Here is a 22,517-nt window from a genome sequence, read left to right as displayed (position 1 = left end):
AAGCGATAGCTGCTATTGCCAGCATCATGCCTGCCGCATTGTGGTGGATCAGGTGTGATAAAAGGAACCACCTCAGGGTAAAGAAAAAAGGGATAAGCATGAATAAAGAAATAACTATGTAAATCATCATCATTTACTTAAGTATTATTTAAGGGGTTAATGAAAATAGATATATCAACGACTGTCACAAATTCAGTTAATATTAATTATCTATTTAATATATAGATTATTTAACTTTGCAAAGTAAGTTTAGATCATCAATCATACATAAATAGTAAACATAGTTATTATTAGCAATATTTTTTTTGTTAATGAGTTATGGTGTTTTAAGAGAGACAGTTCAGATCATGCCCCTGACCTGAACCCTGCGGGAAAACAGAATTCAGGTCTATTGGAAGGGATTGGATTAGGTCGGTGGATATACATTAAAGTTGATTAAAATCATCAGGATTTGGGCCTATTCGCTTACCAATATCCAATTCAGCCATAGCAGTTAAATCTTCTTTTTCCAACCTGAAATCAAATACATCAAAATTTTCTTTGATACGGGAAGGTGTAACGGATTTAGGAATGACAATCATGCCACATTCGAGATGCCAGCGAATCACGATTTGCGCTGGCGTTTTGCTGTACTTCATTGCTAATCGTTCAACCAACGGGGAGTTAAAGACACCTTTTCCACCGCGTGATAATGGGCTCCAGGACTCAGTGGTAATATGGTGGGTGGCATTCCATGAATGAAGTTGCCGCTGTTGCATCAGGGGATGAAGTTCAATTTGGTTGATGGTGGGAACCACACCTGTTTCCAACATTATTTTCTGTAAATGTTCAATGTGAAAATTACAAACACCAATACTGCGAGTCAATCCGGCTTCTTTCAGTTCAATAAGCTGTCTCCAGGCATCCACATAATGATCCTGTTCGGGAACAGGCCATTGAATGAGATAGAGATCAACATAGTCTAGCTGTAATCTATCCAAACTTTCCTGTAATGCAGTGCTGGCATCCAGATGACGATCATTCCAAAGTTTAGTGGTGATAAAAATTTCTTCACGTGGAATGGCACTTTCTTTCAGAGCCTTTCCGACCCCTTCTTCATTATGATAACTCGCTGCTGTATCAATAGAACGATAGCCCACTTCTAATGCAGTGTGGATAGCTCCAACAACCTGCTCATTACCCGCTTTCCAAACCCCAAGCCCCAATTGTGGCATGTGATTTTCATCGACGAGTTTAATAATTGTTTGCTGACCCATTCTAACCTCCTTCAGATTTGGTGTTTCAGATGGACGCCTCATAAATGCGCTTACTGACATCAAGCGTAATATCTTGATGTTCTACAATACCATTGGCATCTTTAGGTATTTCATTGCTCAGCTGGGCGATTTGTCCTTTACCAAAAATGACTTTGGTGGGTGTAGTGTAAAATTTTGCATAATAATAACCACTCTTACTAACAGAACCATGTAAGTTTTTGGCTATGGATGTACACATATCGCTGTTTATCAATATAGGTCTATCTGTATGCTTGTTATTAATATTTCTTTACTATATTGGTTGGTTGGTTAATTGATTAAATAAGCTTGATTGATGAGTCGGTCCATCCCATTCAGAGGCAGTCATTCAGCATGTTTAATTTGGCTAAGCTCAAATTATTGGCAGTAACTATGCTTATCGGAATGGACCCTAATTGTTTAATTTTTTGCTGATAAATTAATGAATAGAAAAATAGTCGTTTTCAGTAAGGTAGCGTTTTTTTCGCAAGAACGTTAAAACGGTAAGTGTGTTTACTTATTTTTTTTTGATGATGATCTCTTGTGACGCCAGTACATCAACAGGGAAGCAGACAGCCCGCTAATCAACAGAACGACAGGCAAAATCACCAGAATATTCATGACCAGATCCTGATGTGCTTTGACAAAAGGGATCTGGTTTAAGGTATAGCCAAAACCCACGATAATAATGACCCATAAAAAGCCACTTAACCAGTTAAAAAATTGAAAGCGTTTATTATTTAGACCAGAAATACCGGCAAATGTTGGCAGGAGAGTGCGAACAAACGCCAAAAAACGCCCGATGAGCAGGGCCGACAGACCATGTTTGGTAAATAAGACATTAGCGCGTTGGCGATACTGCAAGGGAAGCTGAGCCAGCCAATCTTTGACAACACGTGTATGACCCAGCCAGCGTCCCTGTAAATACCCTAACCAGCATCCCAGACTGGCGGCAATGGTCAGCAGAAGCACCGTGGGGATGAAGCTCATGACACCTTTGGCAATTAAGGCGCCAGAAAGTATCAATAAGGTATCGCCGGGTAAAAAGGCTGCGGGTAATAGCCCGTTTTCCAGTACAAGGGTGACAAAGAGGACACCATAAATAATCCAGATGACATCGGGATTGGCGAGTTGGTTAAAATCATGATGCCAGAGTGCATGCACGATCTCGCTTAACGTTTCCATTGTTTATCCTGTGATTTTTGCAAGTAAACTAATTAATAAACAGATCTATCCCAGTGTACCGCAAAATAGGGGGATGGGGGTTGATTTGATTCAGCATACGGAATTGAAAGGGATAAAACACAATCATGGCTGCCTGCAATGGAAAGGCAGCCATGAGATTGGATCATCGTTTTGTCAGGAAATTAACGGCTTGCAAGGCGATCAAAACCCGCTTCCAGATCGCCCATCAAATCTTGTGGATCTTCCAGCCCGATGTGAAGGCGGAATAACGTGCCGGTTTTTTTCGGTGGATTGTAATGGCGTACCGTTTGGAGCAATTCAGGCTGCTTATCCAAAATCAATGATTCAAATCCTCCCCATGAATACGCCATTTTAAAATGCTTCATCTTATCAAGATAATCAGAGGCTTGTTCAGGTGTAAGCACAGTATTCAGGAGAAAAGAAAACAGCCCGCAAGAACCGGTGAAATCGCGTTTAAAATAACGATGCCCGGGGCAAGAAGGCAGGGCGGGATGATAAACTTCAGCCACTTCCGGTCGTTTTGCGAGCCACTTGGCAATTTTGATACTGTTTTTTTCCTGTTGTTTTAGACGAACAGCCAGTGTATGCAGCCCACGAGTTGCCATATAAACGGTATCGGGATCGGCAATCTGACCCAGTAGGTAAGATCGCTCTCTGAGCTGCTCCCAACATCGTGCATTGGCGACTGCGGTTCCCAGCATGCCATCTGAATGACCGATGATATATTTTGTGGCGGATTGAACGGAAATATCGACACCAAACTCCAGCGCCTTAAACAGAATGCCGGCCGACCATGTATTATCGATAATAATCACAATTTCAGGATTAACTTTACGGGCGGCACGCACGATAGCGGGGACATCCTGTACTTCCATCGTCAGAGAACCGGGAGACTCAAGAAAAAGCACCGTGGTATTGGGTTTAATCAGAGAAGCAATGTCCTTGCCAATCATCGGATCAAAATAATCAGTAGTGATACCCATCTTCTTCAGAACTTTATCGCAAAAAGCCTGTGATGGTTCATACGCATTTCCCGTCATCAGCACATGATCGCCGGTTTTTACAAAAGCCAGAATCGAATTAGTGACAGCGGCTGTACCGGAAGGGTAGAGAGCACAGCCTGCACCGCCTTCCAGTTCAGTCATTGCATCCCGAAAGGCAAAATGCGTCATTGTGCCACGGCGTCCGTAGATTAATTCGCCTTTAGTGTGGTGCTTCAAAGCATGCTGCATGTCTTCAACGGTATCGAAAATGACAGATGATGTACGTTGAATAAGAGAATTAACGGCACCCTGCGTATATTTTTTTTCCCTTCCTACATTGACCAATAAAGTTTCTAGTTTTTTTTCTGTCATGGATCTCATCCCCTCAGGTTAATTTTTGGCCTGCTTTTTTGACCTACTTTCCCATGCCTAAACAGAACGGCTCAAATAGAACTGTTCAAATAATGATTAGAAAGTTAAAAGATTTGGTGTCGGTTTGCCAAAGGGATTCGGGCAACTTGACGAAAATTCAAGGTGATCTGTTGGGAGGCTATCAGGAGGTGTGAACAAAAGTACATCGTTTTTTAGCAATTTTTTATTAAATAGTAATGATAATTACTATCAAATCGCACAATGTCTGATATCATTTGCGGCGGACTTTTTCCCCTCTTGAGCTATTGGGGTGAAAAAGTAAAAATCATGACCCCGGTCATATTAGGATTAGCAAGATGAGTAAACATGATTCACTGCTAAGTAACAGAATCTATAAAAAAGAGAGTAAGGCTAACTGATGCGTAATTTGACAGCTTCTATTCTATTGGCACTCGGATTAACAAGTTCAGCATGGGCTGATACAGCGCCAGCCGCGCCAGAAAATCAGGTTTCTGCTCAGGTAGCCGCTCCGGCAACACCAGCATCTTCCGCAGCGCCACAAGTGGCTGAACCGAAAACTGAAGTACCATCAACCACAGAAACATCAACCACAGAAACACCATCAACCACAGAAACGAAATCCGCAACCCCGGATACAGCAGAAACTGTAGTCAGCGAAACCGTGGCTACCGAAGCTGTTGTTGAACCAGTTACAAAAGAATCAGCCAACCAATCCGGTGGACTCGCAACCGATCTGTCTGTTTTGGGCATGTATAAGAATGCGGATGTGGTCGTAAAAACGGTCATGGTAGGGTTGGTCATCGCCTCCATCATCACATGGGCGCTGTTTTTCTCCAAGGGTACAGAACTATTCAAAGCGCGCCGTCGTTTACACAAAGAACAGCAGGCTTTGGCTGACGTCGCCAATCTGGATGCGGCTGTAAAAATTGCAGCGAATTTTGGCAAGCAGAGTATCAGCCGTCTGTTGTTGAGCGAAGCACAGTCAGAGCGAGCCTTGTCGGCTGAAAGCGCTGACAAGGCAGGAACCAAAGAACGAACCGCATTCCGTATGGAACGTGCCGTTGCGGGAATCAGTCGCCATATGGGGCGTGGTAACGGCTATCTGGCGACCATTGGCGCAATTTCCCCGTTTGTCGGGTTGTTCGGAACGGTTTGGGGGATCATGAACAGCTTTATCGGGATTGCCCATTCACAAACCACTAATCTGGCGGTTGTTGCTCCGGGTATTGCGGAAGCATTGTTGGCGACAGCTTTGGGTCTGGTGGCGGCGATCCCTGCGGTAGTCATTTATAACGTTTTTGCCCGTGTTATTTCTTCATATCGTGGGCAAGTGGGAGATACGGCGGCTCGGGCAGTCCTGTTGTTGGGTCGCGATCTTGATCTGGCTGAAAGCAAAGCAGAAAAAGCAGAAGCAAGGTAATAAACTATGGCAATACGTCTTAATGAAGATTTGGACGATAGCGGTGAACTGCATGAAATTAACGTCACGCCATTTATTGACGTGATGCTGGTGCTGCTGATTATTTTCATGGTAGCTGCGCCACTGGCAACGGTAGATATCAAAGTCAATTTACCGGCCTCATCTGCTAAACCACAACCCCGACCAGAAAAACCGGTATTCTTGACTGTGAAAGCGGATCGTCAACTCTATGTGGGTGAGCAACAGGTTGATCGCGATGCCTTATCCTCGGTATTGGATCAAACTACGCAATCCAACAAAGAAACCACGATTTTCTTTCAGGCAGATAAATCTGTGGATTATGAAACATTGATGAGTGTGATGGATTCTCTGCGCAAGGCGGGTTACCTCAAAATTGGGCTGGTGGGGATGGAATCTGTTTCTGCTCAATAAACCTCATTCATGCGATCCAATGATGATTTAGCGTGATAAATATGAACTGCCCAAATAGCTATTTGGGCAGTTCAGCTTTCTGTAGTCTCTCCTGTTGATGATATATACCCAAAATAAATCCCCTTGTTATTTTCAATGCAATTTGAAAGATGAAGAGTAAGAACCGGCTGAAATAGATTATAAATCAGCCATGATACTCTTTATATTAGCATTATATTTTTTATTTATTTTTATTCAGTTGAATGAAGCTCTGTGTATTAAAAACAGTCAATGGATATTATTTTTACTTCATTGGCCGACATTCATATTTTTATGTTTACGCTAGTTGAAGTTATTATCCTGTTATTTTGTTTTGTTGTAAAAATATATTCTGAATGGGGTAATGTAAAAGATAAAAAGCACATTATGTAATATATTAATAATAAATATTGATAATGGATAAAATAACTGTAAATTTAGACTTTCTAAAAAGTAAGTAAATTGAATTTGAGTTTTATTGATATGCTTAAATAATGAAAATCAATAAAGCAAAGCAATAGATAAAAAATATATTGTTAGATGAAAATATCGTCCTTTAACATTAAGGGTAACTTAATTGCACATATTGAAAAGATACTAAAATAAAAATGTTTTCAGATGGGAAAATGCGAAGTTTAATTAACTTTAAATTAAACCAGCAACAGTAATGGAGAACGATATGTTATTAAATAACGGATTGGCAGAAAATAAAATTCCTGTATCAGAGGTTCCCGCAGTTACCTTAAAAATATTGACCAGCCAGATAGAGGGAGTAACTCGTCCGGGTGGTATCTTTACTAAAGAAGATCTCATTAGTATTAAATTATATGTTAAACGTGGCTTGGCGCTTCCTTATACTTTGGAAGGAGTTAAGCAATATATTGGTTACAATGACATTGATATTGATGGTTTAAAACCCGCAGATATGACGACTTTGTTTAAAGGCATTCACGACCACACGCTGAGCTGGAGTGGTGTAGAAAGCAATGTTCAACAGCAAAGTATCGATTTGGAAAATGCCGGCAGACAAATTACTGAAACGGGCGAGGATATCATCAGTGTTATTGATCAGATGCCGATTATTGAACGTGTAAAGACAAAACTGGGTGATTTAACTGATAAACAACTCGCTGAAATCACTTATACCAATGATGATAAAGAAATCGCTGTTGAATTAGGGAATATCCTTGAAAGTATGAAGAAGGATATTGAGAAACAGCAGGAAAATACCCAGCGAGTTAAATATTCGGTAACTGATTTTAAAATCACTTTGATTGGTGGGGAATTATCAAATGGTAATCAAGCGGAAGGGTTACAACCACAGCTCGAGAACAAAAAAGATCTGATGGATAAGAATAACCTTTCTACCACCATTAAAGAGCTGCAAGATAAAATCGACAGTAAAAACAGTGAAATTGAACAACTCAAAAAAGACTACGACAAATACGTCGGTCTGGCATTTTCTGGAATGGCAGGAGGCATTATTGGTTGGGCGATTACGGGCGGTATTTTTGGTGATAAAGCAGAAAAAGCACGTAAACGTAAAAATGAATTGATTGATGAAGTTAAAGGTTTGCAGGAGCAAGTTAAAGGTAAAAGTGCATTGCAGACTGCAATTCAGGATTTATCCCTCAAATTTAGTGATATTGGTATTCGTATGGTGGATGCGGAAGTGGCCCTGAATCATTTGGATTTCATGTGGAGCACCATGCTAACGCAAATTACGACTTCAAAAGATAAATTTGCCGAAATTAATGATGCGTTGAAGCTCACTTCTTTTGTGGCGACATTTAAGCAAGTTATTAGCCCTTGGAAAGAAGTTCAGGGTTCTGCTGCTCAATTAGTTAAAACTTTCGATGAGGCATTGGCAGAATATAGAAAACTCTATAGCTGATTTCTTCTTGAATAAAGAATTTATAAAATAAAAAGGAATATTAGAATGTCTGAAAAGAATACCTCACAAAAAGAAACCCTGTATCCAGAAGTCAATATCAAGGCTCTGAATCAAGCGGCAAATACAATTTGGCTTTTGGCAGGACGACAAACATCTGGTATTGAAATTATTGGTGAAAAAGTTGAGCGAGTCAGGCTCTATAGCCGTGATCTCAATGAATCGATTCGTGATTCCCTGGCACAATTAACGCCAGTACTCAGTCAGTTTGCTGAGGGGGAGACTTTCCAAACGATTAGCCAAATTGATGAAGCTTTGGCAACCCCTGATTTGAGTGACGATGATCGCAATGCCTTACTGGAAGAACGTAATCAATTGATCGGGAAATTGTCAAAAGATATCGATAATGTGATTATCAATTTCAGTGGCAGAACCAGCCAACTGACCGGAAAAATGAATGATATTAGCAACATGGTGATTGCAGAGCGCTTGGGAGATCTTGTAGCGCAAACGGAATCCAAAAAAGCAGAATTGCAGAGCGAGATCGAAAATAAAGCAGAAAAAAGAAAAAAACTGGATGAAGATCGGGCTAAAATCATCGAAAGTCAGGACGTTATTCGTGCGAATAATATCGCTGATATGTTTAAAGATTTTATTCCCAGCGCCAGTGATATTGACAGCTTAGACTTTACCCAACCTAAAAAAGAAGCCATTAAACAGGCGATTAAACAAGGTGTTGAGATTGCCAGAAAAATACTGGGCAAAATTTCTGAAGGATTGAAATACTCAGAATTGGCAGATGCCAGAATGAAACTCACTGATCAAATCGATCAGGTAATGAAAGAAACTGACGTACTGAAAACGACATTACAGGAAACAGAATCCCGGCTTTCTGGTTTAAAAGATGTGGTACAAATCGACGCAGAACGCACCGTTCTTCTTTCAGAAGCGGTTAAACTGGAGCAAGCGTGGAACGAATTTGCGACCCAATTACACAGTTTGTCCGGTAATAAAGTTGATCAGAAGGATTTGACGAACCTGATAAATGGTCAACTGGATTTCCTGAAAAATTTGGCAGAACAATATAATAAGCTGAAATAATCGTTACTTTCTTATCTGATCGTCACTTGTCCAGAGCCTATTGAAAAATAGGCTCTTAATAATCGTTTTACTTATTCAGATAATCAAGCATCCGTTCCAGCGGATATACCGCCCGAATAACAACTTCATCCCGCATTTGCGCCCCTTGTGACAGTAGCTTTTGCGCATCCTGCCATTGTTGCGAAGAAAATGTTTTTCCGGCTTTCAGGTGATCCAGCATCAACAAGCCGAGTTCAGCAATTTCACCCATATCATTGGCAACGGGAATAAGGTCACGCATCATATAATTTGCTTTGACGATCTTCATCGCGGGATCATGATTATCGCGCCAGCGTATCAGACGATCACGCAATGCCTGTTCCGCTTGCCAATCCCGCTTATTTTTGAGTAGCCGATCAACCAAAGCATCCATTTCCCTGACAACATGGCTTTCCGGCTCCAGTGCATCGGCAAAACGATAAAGCGGTTCGTATTGATGGTAATTACCTGCCTGAAACTTGGCATGATGGCGGGAGTAATATTGGGCGGGTTCCACGGCTTCCGACAGGATTTGCAATGGCTCAATATCCGTACTGTTTGCCAGACGCGTCATTAACCACTGCGCATTGGCCTGCTGTTGCAAGCCGACAGATACGGTTGTCCATGTGTCCATTGCTTGTAAACGCTGGTACATGTGTTTTTCATTCGTCACATCTTGGGCAGACCAGAGCCGTTCAGCAATGGCAAAAGTTCGCGGCCAGAGCTTAATATCCAGCACTTCAGCCGTGACGTTCTCTGACCATAATGCTGCCTCAGCGCCTAAAATATTTTGCTGATGCTGACTGGCTGGCACAACAGGTTGCCTGCCGACAGGCATTGCCACGAGCTTTTCGCCGGTGATCGGATAGCGCACATTGCCTAATAAAATATAACCGTCCGCAGTTTTCTGTTTCTGATTGAGATTCACAACGGGCGTCGTTTCTCCCATCCAGCTATCCACAGTAAATTTGACCGTCTCTCCTTGCCAGACAATCTTATTAACGGCCCGACGTGATTTTCCGGCAAAATCAATAAAACCGCGCCATTTGCCTTTCTCATCCTCAATTAAGGTAAAACTGCCGGTAACAGGACTGCCTTTTAAACGTGGCATCGTAAATGACCAGCTTTGAGCGGTTTCATTGGCTTTCAGGTTATCATCAATATTGAGTGCTTGCGGCAGTACCTCATTACGATAGTGATAGGCGGTACTTTGAGGCTGGTCAAGATAAAACCCCGTGGACAAAATCCCCTGATAACCATCAGAGGCGGTTTTGCCCAGAGAATCCTGCCCTTGCCATGATTGGATAACGACCGAACGAGGCAGGGAAGGGTGATAGATCTCATCCCAACCCACCATTTTTCGTCCGTGCTTTGCAAGGATCTTTTCCAATTCCTGATTAAACCACGCATGCAGAGCATGGGGATCTTTCACCCCCTTTTCCTGCATGAGTGCCTGTATTTTATCGGAGGCCTGCCATTGAGAGGTATCCACTTCATCACCGCCAATATGGATATAGGGATCAGGGAAAATCGCAGCAACCTCGCCGATTAAGGTATCGGCAAACTGATATACTTTAGGATTGCTCGGATCCAGCGTTGGTTTGTGTACTCCCCATCCGCGCTGCATCTCATAAGTCCCGCGTTTACTGATCAATTCAGGGTAGGCAACGGCAATTGCTGAGGCATGGCCGGGGAAATCGATTTCAGGCACAACCCGGATGCCCAAACTACTCGCATAAGTCACAACTTCCTGCATTTGAGCCTTGCTGTAAAACAGCCCATCGCTGGCAAGTTGTTGCAGTTTAGGATAATGCTCAGAAGCGAAACGCCAGCCTTGATCATCGGTTAAGTGCCAGTGAAATACATTTATTTTGGCGGCAGCCATACCCTCTAACTGACGTTTGATTGCATCAACTGGCAGGAAATGACGGGCGGAATCAAGCATAACCCCACGCCATGAAAATCGCGGTTTATCCGAGATATTCACCAGTGGCAGATAAGTCCCTTTGGCATCATTTTGCAGTAATTGCAGCAACGTCTCCATGCCACGCAGTGCACCAAAACGGGTCGCGGCTTTCAGTGTGATACTGCGGGAATCAATGATTAACTGGTAACTTTCATCGCTGTCAGGTTGAGGAATCGGAGAAACTTTTTTACCAATAGTGATTCTGATTGTCTGAACAGGAGAAAAAGTCGCATCAGGGGGAGGCAATACCCAGCCCGTTTGGGCTTCAATTCGTTTTCGCCAGCGGGATACCGCATCCTGCATGTCATCCCCTGCAACAGTGATATTCAATTTTCTGTCAATCTTATAAAGAGTTCCCTGTTGCACTGAAATTTGTTGTGGCCACGGCATAAGGGGAAGGTGATTGGCAGAAGCCGCAATAGATGAACAACTATAATTTAATGCTGCGATTAATAATAATGGGTGAAAGGAAAATTTCATGTTGTCTTTCTCATCTTAGAGAAGGCGCTGATTTATTTTCTGTTTCAGCGCCGATTTATATTTTTATGAAAGTAGTATAATGGAGGAATAATGATTATTTCTTTATAAACCCATTATTGAGTAATGTAATTGCTGCGGTGATACGAGGCATAATATCTGTTTCCGGCAGGGGTGGGAGAAGACCTAGCGCCATTTTCCTGAGGGGTTCCGCAATGACCATAGAGATCATCAATTCACTGACAAGGTGGTAATCCAGTTTTTTCAATAATCCCCGTTGATATTGGCGTTTAAGCCAATTGGCAAGAATATTCTGGTCTTTTTCAATGCCGCTTTGCTGATATTTATCCAGCAATATTTCACGATAAGGAAAATCGGTTTGCAGTAATTTGAATAAACCTACAGCGTTTGTCGATAATGACCTCTCCGCTATTTCTGCTAAATATACTTTTAATAACTTGATGAGTTGTTGAGGGTTATTGGCTTCTTTCTCAAAAACGGGAATAAAATTATCTGTCCAGTGCATGACAACTTGTTCAAGCAAATCTTCTCGATTCTTAACAAAGCGATAGAGCGTTTTCTTGGCGATGCCGGCTTTCTTGGCAACAACATCCATCGTTGTTTTGTTATAGCCTTGATTAACAATAAGTAAAAATGTGACATCGTGAATCTTTTGGCGTATTTCCTGCTCTGGAATTGTGGGGCGACCCCGTGGACGCGAATGATTTTCTGCCATTTTAGCACCCTATGAGTTGTTAATATTTGTACCGCATTGGCGTGATTCCATTAACAAACAGAAATTACTGATTTTATTTTAAATGGAAGGATTAAATCACCTTTCACCAAATACAGAATCCAAAGGCACTTGTCAACAATATCAATTAGTTATTATAACTAATTTCATTATTAACGATCGTGAAAAATACAAATTAGCATGGAAAAGTACACATCAAATTAAAAAAAGCCTTAATTGTGGCAAAGCATATTTTTTATTACATCATTTAATATTTCTAACTAACTGTTTTAAGTCATTTATTTTTATATTTAGTACGATAAGATCATTGTATTTATGCTCACATTGTGATTCTCATCACAGGATGGCACTTTTTGTCAATTTTTGTTAGCAAAAGGTTGCCTTAAATCTTAGTATCGCTATTACTTGTTACAAATTTAACATTTCAGTAACTGGTTCATGTAAAAAATATTCCGCTCACACCTGATCATTTATTCCAGAAAAGACTCCTTGGAATGTGAATTTCTTGGCGGTGGCGAAAAAATAACAATACCAATGAGGATCATGATAATGATAAGACACAACGTAATAGCAATGGCACTTCCGGTACTTCTCATCACAGGCACTGCAAACGCGGTTGAGATTTATAATAAGGATGGCAATAAAATTGATTTATATGGTAAAGCCGATGTTCAGAGAACATTCTCCAAATCAAATCAAGAATCTGGAGATAGCTCTGTTGGTCGTGTAGGTATTAAAGGTTCAACCCAAGTTACGGATAAACTGACTGGTTACGGGCGTTGGGAATTTAATATGGGTGCCAACGGCGTGGAAACGGAGAGTGGAAAAAATACCAGAACACGTTACGCGTTCGCGGGTTTGAAATATGGCGAATACGGCTCACTGGATTATGGGCGTAATATGGGGGTCGTTTATGATGTCAACGCATGGACGGACGCATTGCCAGTATTTGGTGGTGATTCCATGGCGGCAACTGATAATTTCATGATGGGGCGTTCGACAGGGTTACTGACATACCGTAATACTGACTTTTTTGGTCTGGTGGATGGGCTGAATTTTGCTTTGCAGTATCAAGCTAAAAATGATGGTGGTACTAAAAATAGTCGTAGTGATATATCAAGGCAAAACGGTGACGGCTTTGGTCTTTCTAGTTCCTATGATTTTGATAACGGTTTCAGTATTGGTGCTGCATATGGTAACTCTAACCGTACTTCGGCCCAAAAACTGGGGAGTGATGGTGCTAAGGTACTGGCTAAAGGGAATAAAGCCGAAGCCTGGGGCGTCTCTGCCAAATATGACAGAAATAACGTCTATCTGGCGGCCATGTATGGTGAAACCCGTAACTTAACCAGATTTGGCAGCTCTGTGGACGGGCATACCATGTTTGCCAATAAAACGCAGAACATTGAGCTGACTGCTCAGTATCAGTTTGATTTTGGTCTGCGTCCATCCCTTGCTTTTGTTTATTCTAAAGGCAAAGATCTGGGCAAAGACCTGGCTGACAAGAGCGTTCTGGCATCCAAAGGTTCTGAAGATTTGGTGAAGTATGTTTCAGTAGGTGCTTTCTACAATTTCAACAAAAATATGGGCACCTATGCTGAATATCAATTTAATTTGCTGAAAGACAATGATTTTAGTAAGAAGGCTCAGATCACCACCGATGACATTTTTGGCGTTGGTTTGGTTTACCGCTTCTGATTGAGATAACTATACTGAACTGATAAAACAGATTGCTGAAAAATAACACATATTATCTCGTCGAACTGCCTCAATGGATATCACCGTTGCAGGCAGTTCGCCAGTTATTTATTTTTCTGCTTCGCCGCCCAGCGCATCAATGGTGTTTTTGATCAGTGCGCTTAATTCACCCGCCATCAGGGTAAAATCTGCATCAAATCGTTGGACAACATCTTCACGATCGATATCATCGTTTTGTTCACGCAGGGTTTCGCTGAATTTAATACGTTTAAAAGAACCATCATCTGACAGCATGAATTGAACGCGTTCCTCCCAATCCAATGCCAGTTTGGTGACATACTTGCCGGATTCAATATGGGTTGCGATTTCGTCTGAAACCAATTCTTGCTTCTTACAGCGGATAACCCCACCTTCTTCCAAAATCGCTTTCAATTCGGCTTCATCCATCAGGGCATAACCTGTAGGCAGATTACCTGAACGTACCCATTCGGTTAAGGTCAGCTCAATAGGATCGGTGAATGTCAGGGGAACGACCGGCAATGAGCCGAGTGTTTTTCTCAATAGTGCCAGATTATCTTCAGCACGTTTTGCACTGGCGGCATCAACGATGATCAGATTATTAACGGTATCGATCCAAATATAGGTTTGGTTGAAACGGCTAAATGCTCTTGGCAACAGAGTGTGGATGACTTCATCTTTCAGGGAGTCTTTTTCTGTTTTTTTCAGCTTACGGTGCTGTTCACCTTCCAGGCGAGTTATTTTTGCCTGCAACTCCTGCTTAATGACAGGGGAAGGCAGCATTTTCTCTTCCTTACGTGCGCAAATCAGAATTTGATTACCAGAAGCATGGGTCAATGCTTCACTGTGAGAACCCATTGGAGAAACCCAACCGGTTTTCATCATATCCTGACTGCCACACGGGGTGAATGCCAATGGGCTTAATTGTTTTTCCAGTTCATCCGCAGAAAGAGATATCTCTCGGTTTAAACGGTAAATCATTAAATTTTTGAACCATAACATGCAGTTACCCCATATTGTTGCGCATCATGACAAAGGTCATATTAAAACATAAGGGTGCATAATAACGAATCATGTGACGAAGCCCTAGAACTTCATTAGTTTCATATAATAACTTCCTTATTCTCATATAATAAAAAGTCTCATTGCACTCGGTGCCTGCCTGAATAGGCACTAAATAGAAAAGGTAAGCTATGCGCATAGGTATTGATCTGGGTGGAACCAAGATTGAAGTGATCGCATTAGGTGATCAGGGGGAAGAGCTGTTTCGTAAGCGGGCAGATACCCCTCGTAATGACTATCAAAAAACATTGAAAGCGATCGTTGAGCTGATTAACGATGCAGAGCGGGCAACCGGTCAGCAAGGTACAGTGGGAATTGGAATACCCGGTGCTATTTCGCCTTTTACCGGAAAAGTTAAAAATGCCAATTCTGTCTGGATGAACGGCCAAATCTTGGATAAGGATATTGCTGCTTTGTTGGGGCGTGAAATACGTATCGCCAACGATGCAAACTGTCTGGCGGTATCAGAAGCTACTGACGGGGCAGGGGCGGGAAAGCCAATGGTATTCGCTGTTATCATTGGGACGGGTTGTGGTTCCGGGATTGCGTTTGATGGGCGGGTTCATGCGGGCGGGAATGGGCTGGCAGGAGAATGGGGACATAACCCGTTACCGTGGATGGATGAAGAAGATCGAGCGTATCAGGCAGAAGTTCATTGTTTTTGTGGCAAACCGGGCTGTACCGAAACTTTTGTGTCGGGAACAGGTTTTATGAAGGATTATCTTCTATTAAGCGGGTTACATAAAACGGGCCACGAAATTATCGAAGCGGTGACACAAGGAGATGAACTGGCCGAATTGGCGATGTGCCGTTATGAAAGGCGCTTGGCACGGGCCTTGGCACAAGTCATTAATTTACTTGATCCGGATGTGATTGTGCTGGGTGGTGGAATGAGTAACGTTGATCGTCTCTACCAAACCTTGCCAGATTTAGTCAAAGAGTGGGTGTTTGGCGGAGAGTGTGCTACACCGATTAGAAAAGCCGTGCATGGTGATTCTAGTGGTGTGCGCGGAGCTGCTTGGTTGTGGCCTCAGTAATAACAGGTATCGATTGAAAATACCTGAACCCGATACCCTTAATAGATTTCAAGTTGCGTGCACCGGAGAATGAAAGCAAATAAAAACCGCAACTTGAAATATGAATAACCATGATATATGGCTTCTATCTGCACTTTTTTATTTAGCCTATCTGTATAAAGAAATCAGAATTATTAAAGTCTTACTTAAGTTAAATTTGTGACCTTATGTGTTAATTTGTTTTCCATGTTACGCGTAATAATAGGAAAGAGTGTCAGCGATGCAGGATTAGCTTCTCCACAAGATAGCCTGCTGGCTTTGGGTGTGGAATATTATTTCCCCGGCCGTGAATTCTCCGTGGGTTTCGATTACGGCTTGGCGCGTTCCAAAAACTCCGGGCTGGTGTACAAAGAAGGCAGTGGAAACTTACAGGAAAAATCGGTCAAAGGTGACTGGAAAGCCAATCTCTACGGTCTGGCTGGTAAGTGGCATTGGGATAAAATAGGAAGCGGCATGTATGCAGGATATTATCTGCGTGACGGGGATGCCAATACATTCAACTATAAAAAACAGACTTACACGGTCGGTTTAGATAAACGTTTTGCGGTTTCTAAGTACAATAGCCTGATCCTGTTTGTTGAAACGGCATATGATGATGTCCGTAGCGACAATCCGGCTTACAAAAATAAAAAACAAACCATTCTGGGTACAGGAGCACGTTTGTCTTTTTAAGCAAAATTCCACAGGGAGGGCGCATTTGGGTTCTCCCGTATCATTCTATAAAGGGGCATAGCATGATGAAGAGTGTGTTGAAAATATCAACATTAGCAATGTTGGTGGCATTCAATGTGAACGCGGCGACAGTCGATTTACGAGTGATGGAAACCTCGGATATTCACAGCAACCTGATGGATTTCGATTACTTTAAAGATAAGTCTACGGAGCAGTTTGGTTTGGTTCGTACTGCGAACTTAATCAAGGCGGCCAAGTCTGAAGCCACCAACGCAATTTTGGTTGATAACGGTGACTTAATTCAAGGCAGCCCGCTTGCAGATTACATGGCGGCAAAGGGACTGAAAAAAGGGGACGTTCATCCTGCCCATCAACTGATGAATACCATGGGTTATACCGTAGGCAACTTTGGTAACCATGAATTCAACTTTGGACTGGATTACCTGAAACAGGCCATTGCTGGTGCCAAATTCCCTTATATCAACGCGAATATCATGGATGCTAAAACCGGCAAAAACTACTTTACGCCTTATATTATCGTTGATACCCCTGTAAAAGACCGGGATGGCAAAGAGCACACAATTAAAGTGGGTTATATCGGCTTTGTTCCGCCACAAATCAGCATTTGGGACAAAGCAAATCTGGACGGTAAAGTTGTTGTCAATGACATTACGGAAACCGCGAAAAAATTTGTTCCTCAAATGAAGAAAGAGGGTGCTGATCTGATCATCGCCATTCCACACTCTGGTTTTTCCCAAGAACCGTATAAGGCTATGGCAGAAAACTCAGTTTACTATCTGAGTGAAGTCCCCGGTATTAATGCCATCATGTTTGGTCATGCCCATGGCGTGTTCCCAAGTAAAGAATATGCGGAAGTTAAGGGCGTCGATGTTGCCAACGGAACGGTGAATGGCATCCCTGCCGTGATGCCGGGGCAGTGGGGCGATCATCTGGGTGTTGTTGACATGGTGATCAATAACGACAGTAGTGAATGGAAAGTCGAATCTGCCAAGGCGGAAGCTCGCCCTATTTATGACAAAGTCCATAAAAAAGCACTGGTCGGGCGCGATAATAATCTGGCCTCCATCATCGAAAAAGATCATCAGGGAACCCGCGACTTCGTTGGCAAATTCATCGGTAAAGCCTCTGCCAACATGTACAGCTATCTGGCGCTGATCCAAAGCGATCCAACCGTTCAGATTGTCAACGATGCGCAGGTGGATTACACCAAACGCTTCATTCAGGGTGATCCGAATCTGGAAGGAATTCCTGTCCTGGCGGCAGCCGCCCCTTTCAAAGCGGGTGGGCGTAAAAATGCACCGGCTGACTTTGTGGAAGTGGAAAAAGGTGATCTGACTTTCCGTAACGCGGCTGACCTGTATCTCTACCCGAATACACTGGTTGTCGTTAAAGCAACGGGCGCGGATGTGGTTGAATGGCTGGAGTGCTCTGCGGGCATGTTTAACCAGATCGATCCAACATCCACCAAACCGCAAGAATTGCTGAACTGGGATGGCTTTCGTACTTATAACTTCGACACGATTACAGGTGTTAACTATAAGATAGACCTGACCCAGCCAGCCAAATATGACACAGATTGCCAGCTTATCAATAAAGGCGCGAATCGCATCAAAGACGTGACTTATCAGGATAAGCCGATTGATCCGAAAGCCACTTTCCTGATTGCCACCAATAACTACCGTGGTTACGGCGGTAAATTTGCAGGAACCGGAGAAGATCACATTGCGTTTGCTTCACCGGATGAAAACCGCACCATTTTGGCTTCTTACATTTCCAGAATCACTAAAGAGAAAGGCGTAGTCTCCACACAGGCTGAAAATAATTGGTCATTCCTGCCAATTAAGACAGATAAAAAGCTGGATGTACGCTTTGAAACTTCACCATCAGAAAAAGCGGCGAAATTCATTAAAGAACATGCCCAGTATCCCGTGAAGTACTTGAAAAATGATGATATCGGTTTTGCTATCTATCAAATTGATTTGGCAGAGAGAAAATAAAACTTGATATTGATGCCTGCCCTTTTGGGGGCAGGCGGACGATTTATCTGACAGTGGATCGATTGCTATGCGTTTTCTAAAACCGTTATCTCTTGTTTTGGCAATAATGGCAGCGGGATGTGCTACTTCGCCCGAAACCCACGAACCTCTGCGGGCACAAGCCCATTTGGTGGAAGGGACAGCCTGCATCGTGCCAGAGCAACCCACTGCCAATTACGACTATGATCTAAAAACGGATCATTATGGGCAGAACGACAAGGCTTCAACTGACTACTTTAAACTGGCTATTAACTACTCACCTTCATTTTGTGATTACAAAAAGGACGACATAAAACGCCTGCAAAACGAGAATGAGAAAGCCAAAGCACAGCGCGAATATGAAAAATTCGAACTGCAATGCTTCTCTGATAATAAATTTGGCTGGATACTGCATGGCTTATGGGCCGAAACCTGCGATGGCAAATCCATGGAAGAGTGCCGCGACTGGTCAGATATTCGAAAACATCCTCGTTTGTGCAAAGGGGATTTACCTGCGCTGGATTACCAAACCATTAAACCTTACCTGTGTACCTCTCCCGGCATTGATTTGCTGCAAGCTGAATGGGAAAAACACGGTGTTTGTGCCTTCGATACCGCAAAACAATATTTCAGCAAACAGCAAGCGCTTTTCAATAGCCTGATATTGCCGGAAGGCCGGCCATCCAATAAGAAACTGATTCAATTCCTGCAAGAACATAATCCAGTATTGAAAGGTAAACATATTCAGATTACTCGTGACGAATTCTATATCTGCTATAGCAAGAATTTTGACGTGATCGATTGTCCAAAGCCTGAACGTTAAAGGATAACATAATGAATTATAAATACAGATTACTTCCGATTGCGATTGGCGCCGCCTTGTTGGTAGGGTGTGCAACCAAACCTGCCTATGATCCGGCGAATGTGGTGGATGTGCGGGTTCTGGGCCTGAATGACTTTCACGGCGCATTGAAGGCCCCGGGTCCTAATCAGCCGGGTGGCATTGAACATATGTCTACCTTGATTAAAAAACTGAAACAAGAAAACCCGAACAATATCGTCGTTGCTGCCGGAGATATGATTGGCGCCAGCCCATTGCTTTCTTCCATGTTCCATGATGAACCGAGTATTGAAGCCCTCTCTTTGGCCGGATTGGAGGCAACTTCTGTCGGTAACCATGAATTCGACAAAGGTAAGGATGAGTTACTGCGTAAGCAAAATGGCGGTTGCCATCCGGTGACGGGCTGTCAGGGGCCAAAACCCTTTAAAGGCGCAGATTTTAAATACCTGTCTGCCAATGTCACCGTTAATGAAACGGGCAAAACACTTTTCCCTGAATATGTCATTAAAGAGTTTGATGGCGTTCCGGTTGCCTTTATCGGCCTGACACTGGAAGGAACCCCGGCCATTGTGACTCCTCAAGGTACTGAGGGGCTGACTTTCTCCAACGAAGTCAAAACCATCAACGCCTTAGTGCCGGAATTGCAGAAAAAAGGAGTGAAAGCGATAGGTGTCCTGATCCACGAAGGTGCTGCACAGAAACGTAAAGGTGGGCGCATTGATGTCAATGCCTGTAATGACGTGACAGGTAAGATATTGGAGATCGTCAATTACTTGGATAAAGAAGTGGACTTCGTGATCAGCGGGCATACCCATCAGGCTTATAACTGTGTGATCAATGGAAAATCTGTTACTTCAGCCGAATCCAATGGCGCACTGCTTACTCAATTGGATCTGAAACTGGATAAAACCACGAAAGATGTCGTGGATTTCAGGGCTGAAAATATTTGGGTTGATAACCGCAAATATACCAAAGATCCAAAAATCACCGAGTTGCTGTCATCCTATGAAAAAATTGCCACGCCACTGGCGAACCGCATTGTTGGTAAATTGGAAAGCAATCTGACCAAAGAGACCAGCCAAAGCGGAGAATCTGCATTGGGCAAAGTGATCGCGGATGCTCATTTGTATGCAACCACGGCGAAAGAAAATGGCGGGGCACAGATTGCATTCGTCAACAACGGTGGTATCCGGGCGCCTATGGCTGCGGGAGATATGACTTATAATGCGATTTATACTGTCCAGCCGTTTTCCAACATAATGGTAACTAAAACACTGACTGGTGAGCAGATCAAACGCCTGCTGGAACAGCAATGGGATCGCACACGTCCACAGGTATTGGCAGTATCGCATACCCTCCAGTATTCCTGGGACAGCATCAAACCGGTTGGTGATCGCGTTATTGTTAGCTCGATCAAAATCAACGGAAAACCGATTGATCTGAAAGCTAAATACCGTGTAGCGGCCAATGAATATTTGGCGACAGGAGGAAGTAGTTTCTCCGTATTTAAAGAAGGCACCGATCCCGTCTATAACGTGCCAGATGTGGATGCGGTGGTTAAATACTTCACAGAAAAATCCCCGATTCATTATCCGAAACAAGATCGAATTATTGATCTCGGTAGAAAATAGTGTGATGGCGTTAAAAGATAACGCAGAACACGCTAGATAAAATGAATAGATCAAAGATACTGTAACGGTTGTTTGATCCAGATCATAAGTGCAACGTTAATTATTATACGTTGCACTTATACATTCGAATAAATTTAGGAAAGATTTCTTATTACTGGTTTCAGTAATATTTATATCGGTAATGATAATAAGGTGACAGTAATATATGTAATGATTGTTTAATAATAAAAATAGTTATGGAGATCACTCAAATGCAGAAAATGCTGGTAATGATGATAAAGAATAAAATAACCAGATTATTAACCTGTTTTGTTAGCTTAATATTAGGAAGTATCACGTTCTCTTATGCTGCTGTTGTTCCTCTCGATGTTCAATTAGCAGATAAACAAGAAATTACCCGCAATAATTTTTCCGAGCCCGCTTCTTTAGATCCGCATAAAGCTGATGGCAGTAGTGAATTTGATATCTTGCGGGATTTTTTTGAACGCTTGGTTGATACGGATAAAGAAGAGAAAATCATCCCGGCTTTAGCTGAAAGCTGGGAAACCAAAGATAATAAAACGTGGATTTTCCATTTAAGAAAAGGAGCTAAATGGTCTGATGGTACCCCCATTACCGCCCATGATGTGGTTTTTTCTTTTCAGCGTTTGGTAACACCTGACACGATTTCCCCTTACGGTAGCTACCTGATTCAAGCCACGGTTGTGAATGCACAAGATGTACTGTCTGGTAAGAAAAAGCCTGAAGAATTGGGAATTAAAGCACTGGATGATTCAACGATAGAAATTGCCCTGGAAAGACCCAAAGCCGGTTTTCTGCAAATGCTGGCACACCCTGCTATGTCTCCTGTTAGTGAAAAGGTGATCAAAAAATATGGCAGTAAATGGACGCAACCCCAATTTTTTGTCAGCAACGGGCCTTTTAAACTGTCTGAATGGGTAGTGAATGAGAAAATTGTCGGCATCAGAAACCCCTATTATTGGGATGATAAAAATACCATCATTAATAAAGTCACTTACTTGCCATTATCCGATGATAAAGCTGACTTCAATCGTTATATGACAGGAGAACTTGATATATCCAACGGTGGGCCATCGGAATTCTTGCCAATGGTTAAGAAAAAGTTTGGTGATCAACTGCATGTTAAACCCAAACTGAGCGTTTATTATTATCTGTTTAATACACAAAAACCGCCATTTAATGATATTCGGGTCAGGCAAGCGCTGGCTTTAGCGTTGGACAGGAATATTATTACTGACAAGGTGTTAGGTAATGGTCAAAAACCCGCTTATGATGTTGTCTCTCCGGGTGCCGGAGGTATTTATTTAAAACATCCTGAATATGCTTCATGGACACAGGAACAACGCGTTACAAAGGCTAATGCGTTATTGAAAGAAGCGGGATTTAATAAAAATAATCCGCTCAAGTTTACCTTGCTATATATAACTTTTCATAATTATGAGAATTTCATATTTCCTATTCCTTTCCAACTATTTGCTGAAGCGGCATTCAAGAAAATCTTAACTCTTTTGATGAGCTGCCACATATAT

Annotated in this window: 18 protein-coding genes; 11 read left to right on the top strand and 7 right to left on the bottom strand. The window is 42.5% G+C overall.

Going from position 1 to position 22,517, the window contains the following annotated elements; translation table 11 throughout:
- Window positions 1-425: 425 nt before the first annotated feature.
- The 4 genes from dkgA to metC all read right to left on the bottom strand — a co-directional run bounded on the left by dkgA (window position 426) and on the right by metC (window position 3,835).
- Window positions 426-1,256 carry a 2,5-didehydrogluconate reductase DkgA gene (gene dkgA / locus AAC854_RS00090; RefSeq protein ID WP_340615337.1) on the bottom strand — a complete coding sequence of 277 codons (831 nt, stop codon included), beginning with the start codon at window positions 1,254-1,256 and terminating at the stop codon, window positions 426-428.
- Window positions 1,257-1,281: 25 nt separating this feature from the next.
- Complete coding sequence (locus tag AAC854_RS00085; protein WP_340615398.1) at window positions 1,282-1,494, bottom strand: hypothetical protein; 213 nt, start codon at window positions 1,492-1,494, stop codon at window positions 1,282-1,284.
- A gap of 293 nt (window positions 1,495-1,787) precedes the next feature.
- Window positions 1,788-2,459 (bottom strand): DedA family protein, encoded by a 672-nt coding sequence (locus AAC854_RS00080; RefSeq protein ID WP_340615336.1) that lies wholly within the window; start codon window positions 2,457-2,459, stop codon window positions 1,788-1,790.
- A gap of 182 nt (window positions 2,460-2,641) precedes the next feature.
- Complete coding sequence (gene metC, locus AAC854_RS00075; RefSeq protein WP_340615335.1) at window positions 2,642-3,835, bottom strand: cystathionine beta-lyase; 1,194 nt, start codon at window positions 3,833-3,835, stop codon at window positions 2,642-2,644.
- Window positions 3,836-4,253: 418 nt separating this feature from the next.
- On the opposite strand from metC, the gene exbB reads away from it, so the two are divergent.
- The 4 genes from exbB to AAC854_RS00055 all read left to right on the top strand — a co-directional run bounded on the left by exbB (window position 4,254) and on the right by AAC854_RS00055 (window position 8,718).
- Entirely contained in the window at window positions 4,254-5,276 is a 1,023-nt protein-coding gene (gene exbB, locus AAC854_RS00070; protein WP_340615334.1) for a tonB-system energizer ExbB, read from the top strand.
- A 6-nt stretch (window positions 5,277-5,282) separates the two neighbouring features.
- Complete coding sequence (exbD, locus tag AAC854_RS00065) at window positions 5,283-5,708, top strand: TonB system transport protein ExbD (protein WP_340615333.1); 426 nt, start codon at window positions 5,283-5,285, stop codon at window positions 5,706-5,708.
- 697 nt (window positions 5,709-6,405) lie between these two features.
- Window positions 6,406-7,620 carry an alpha-xenorhabdolysin family binary toxin subunit A gene (locus AAC854_RS00060; protein WP_422824004.1) on the top strand — a complete coding sequence of 405 codons (1,215 nt, stop codon included), beginning with the start codon at window positions 6,406-6,408 and terminating at the stop codon, window positions 7,618-7,620.
- Window positions 7,621-7,665: 45 nt separating this feature from the next.
- Window positions 7,666-8,718: an alpha-xenorhabdolysin family binary toxin subunit B gene (locus AAC854_RS00055; RefSeq protein WP_340615331.1), complete on the top strand. Its 1,053-nt coding sequence runs from the start codon at window positions 7,666-7,668 to the stop codon at window positions 8,716-8,718.
- 67 nt (window positions 8,719-8,785) lie between these two features.
- Here the strand turns inward: AAC854_RS00055 and AAC854_RS00050 are convergent, their stop codons facing one another.
- Together AAC854_RS00050 and AAC854_RS00045 are read right to left on the bottom strand one after the other, a co-directional pair.
- A complete protein-coding gene (locus AAC854_RS00050; RefSeq protein ID WP_340615330.1) occupies window positions 8,786-11,182 on the bottom strand; it encodes a family 20 glycosylhydrolase in 2,397 nt (798 codons plus the stop codon).
- A gap of 94 nt (window positions 11,183-11,276) precedes the next feature.
- Window positions 11,277-11,915, bottom strand: coding sequence for a TetR/AcrR family transcriptional regulator (locus tag AAC854_RS00045; protein ID WP_340615329.1), 639 nt, complete (start codon window positions 11,913-11,915; stop codon window positions 11,277-11,279).
- Window positions 11,916-12,482: 567 nt separating this feature from the next.
- Here AAC854_RS00045 and AAC854_RS00040 point away from each other — a divergent pair.
- Window positions 12,483-13,631 (top strand): porin, encoded by a 1,149-nt coding sequence (locus AAC854_RS00040; RefSeq protein ID WP_340615328.1) that lies wholly within the window; start codon window positions 12,483-12,485, stop codon window positions 13,629-13,631.
- 108 nt (window positions 13,632-13,739) lie between these two features.
- On the opposite strand, the gene rdgC is transcribed toward AAC854_RS00040, so the two are convergent.
- Complete coding sequence (gene rdgC, locus AAC854_RS00035) at window positions 13,740-14,651, bottom strand: recombination-associated protein RdgC (protein WP_340615327.1); 912 nt, start codon at window positions 14,649-14,651, stop codon at window positions 13,740-13,742.
- Window positions 14,652-14,842: 191 nt separating this feature from the next.
- Between rdgC and mak the strand changes: the two genes are divergently transcribed.
- From mak to AAC854_RS00005, 6 genes are all read left to right on the top strand, one after another.
- On the top strand, window positions 14,843-15,748 hold the full coding sequence (mak, locus tag AAC854_RS00030) for a fructokinase (RefSeq protein WP_340615326.1): 906 nt from the start codon (window positions 14,843-14,845) through the stop codon (window positions 15,746-15,748).
- 198 nt (window positions 15,749-15,946) lie between these two features.
- Window positions 15,947-16,459, top strand: coding sequence for a hypothetical protein (locus AAC854_RS00025; RefSeq protein WP_340615325.1), 513 nt, complete (start codon window positions 15,947-15,949; stop codon window positions 16,457-16,459).
- A 62-nt stretch (window positions 16,460-16,521) separates the two neighbouring features.
- Window positions 16,522-18,477 carry a bifunctional 2',3'-cyclic-nucleotide 2'-phosphodiesterase/3'-nucleotidase gene (locus AAC854_RS00020; RefSeq protein WP_340615324.1) on the top strand — a complete coding sequence of 652 codons (1,956 nt, stop codon included), beginning with the start codon at window positions 16,522-16,524 and terminating at the stop codon, window positions 18,475-18,477.
- 67 nt (window positions 18,478-18,544) lie between these two features.
- Window positions 18,545-19,318: a ribonuclease T2 family protein gene (locus tag AAC854_RS00015; RefSeq protein ID WP_340615323.1), complete on the top strand. Its 774-nt coding sequence runs from the start codon at window positions 18,545-18,547 to the stop codon at window positions 19,316-19,318.
- A gap of 11 nt (window positions 19,319-19,329) precedes the next feature.
- Entirely contained in the window at window positions 19,330-20,967 is a 1,638-nt protein-coding gene (locus tag AAC854_RS00010) for a bifunctional metallophosphatase/5'-nucleotidase (protein ID WP_340615322.1), read from the top strand.
- A 251-nt stretch (window positions 20,968-21,218) separates the two neighbouring features.
- Window positions 21,219-22,517 (top strand): ABC transporter substrate-binding protein (locus AAC854_RS00005; protein WP_340615321.1); only part of this gene is annotated, 1,299 nt, incomplete at its 3' end.

It is taken from the genome of Xenorhabdus entomophaga (assembly GCF_037996725.1).
Classification (GTDB): Bacteria; Pseudomonadota; Gammaproteobacteria; order Enterobacterales; family Enterobacteriaceae; genus Xenorhabdus; species Xenorhabdus khoisanae.
Note: the sequence above shows the minus strand (reverse complement) of the source record. Positions and strands in the feature narration are given on the sequence as shown.

What these genes read in the sequence shown, in the direction of transcription:
- dkgA (WP_340615337.1), bottom strand. Translation starts at nt 1,256, where the DNA reads ATGGGTCAGCAAACAATTATTAAACTCGTCGATGAAAATCACATGCCA.
- AAC854_RS00085 (WP_340615398.1), bottom strand. Translation starts at nt 1,494, where the DNA reads ATGTGTACATCCATAGCCAAAAACTTACATGGTTCTGTTAGTAAGAGT.
- AAC854_RS00080 (WP_340615336.1), bottom strand. Translation starts at nt 2,459, where the DNA reads ATGGAAACGTTAAGCGAGATCGTGCATGCACTCTGGCATCATGATTTT.
- metC (WP_340615335.1), bottom strand. Translation starts at nt 3,835, where the DNA reads ATGACAGAAAAAAAACTAGAAACTTTATTGGTCAATGTAGGAAGGGAA.
- exbB (WP_340615334.1), top strand. Translation starts at nt 4,254, where the DNA reads ATGCGTAATTTGACAGCTTCTATTCTATTGGCACTCGGATTAACAAGT.
- exbD (WP_340615333.1), top strand. Translation starts at nt 5,283, where the DNA reads ATGGCAATACGTCTTAATGAAGATTTGGACGATAGCGGTGAACTGCAT.
- AAC854_RS00060 (WP_422824004.1), top strand. Translation starts at nt 6,406, where the DNA reads ATGTTATTAAATAACGGATTGGCAGAAAATAAAATTCCTGTATCAGAG.
- AAC854_RS00055 (WP_340615331.1), top strand. Translation starts at nt 7,666, where the DNA reads ATGTCTGAAAAGAATACCTCACAAAAAGAAACCCTGTATCCAGAAGTC.
- AAC854_RS00050 (WP_340615330.1), bottom strand. Translation starts at nt 11,182, where the DNA reads ATGAAATTTTCCTTTCACCCATTATTATTAATCGCAGCATTAAATTAT.
- AAC854_RS00045 (WP_340615329.1), bottom strand. Translation starts at nt 11,915, where the DNA reads ATGGCAGAAAATCATTCGCGTCCACGGGGTCGCCCCACAATTCCAGAG.
- AAC854_RS00040 (WP_340615328.1), top strand. Translation starts at nt 12,483, where the DNA reads ATGATAAGACACAACGTAATAGCAATGGCACTTCCGGTACTTCTCATC.
- rdgC (WP_340615327.1), bottom strand. Translation starts at nt 14,651, where the DNA reads ATGTTATGGTTCAAAAATTTAATGATTTACCGTTTAAACCGAGAGATA.
- mak (WP_340615326.1), top strand. Translation starts at nt 14,843, where the DNA reads ATGCGCATAGGTATTGATCTGGGTGGAACCAAGATTGAAGTGATCGCA.
- AAC854_RS00020 (WP_340615324.1), top strand. Translation starts at nt 16,522, where the DNA reads ATGATGAAGAGTGTGTTGAAAATATCAACATTAGCAATGTTGGTGGCA.
- AAC854_RS00015 (WP_340615323.1), top strand. Translation starts at nt 18,545, where the DNA reads ATGCGTTTTCTAAAACCGTTATCTCTTGTTTTGGCAATAATGGCAGCG.
- AAC854_RS00010 (WP_340615322.1), top strand. Translation starts at nt 19,330, where the DNA reads ATGAATTATAAATACAGATTACTTCCGATTGCGATTGGCGCCGCCTTG.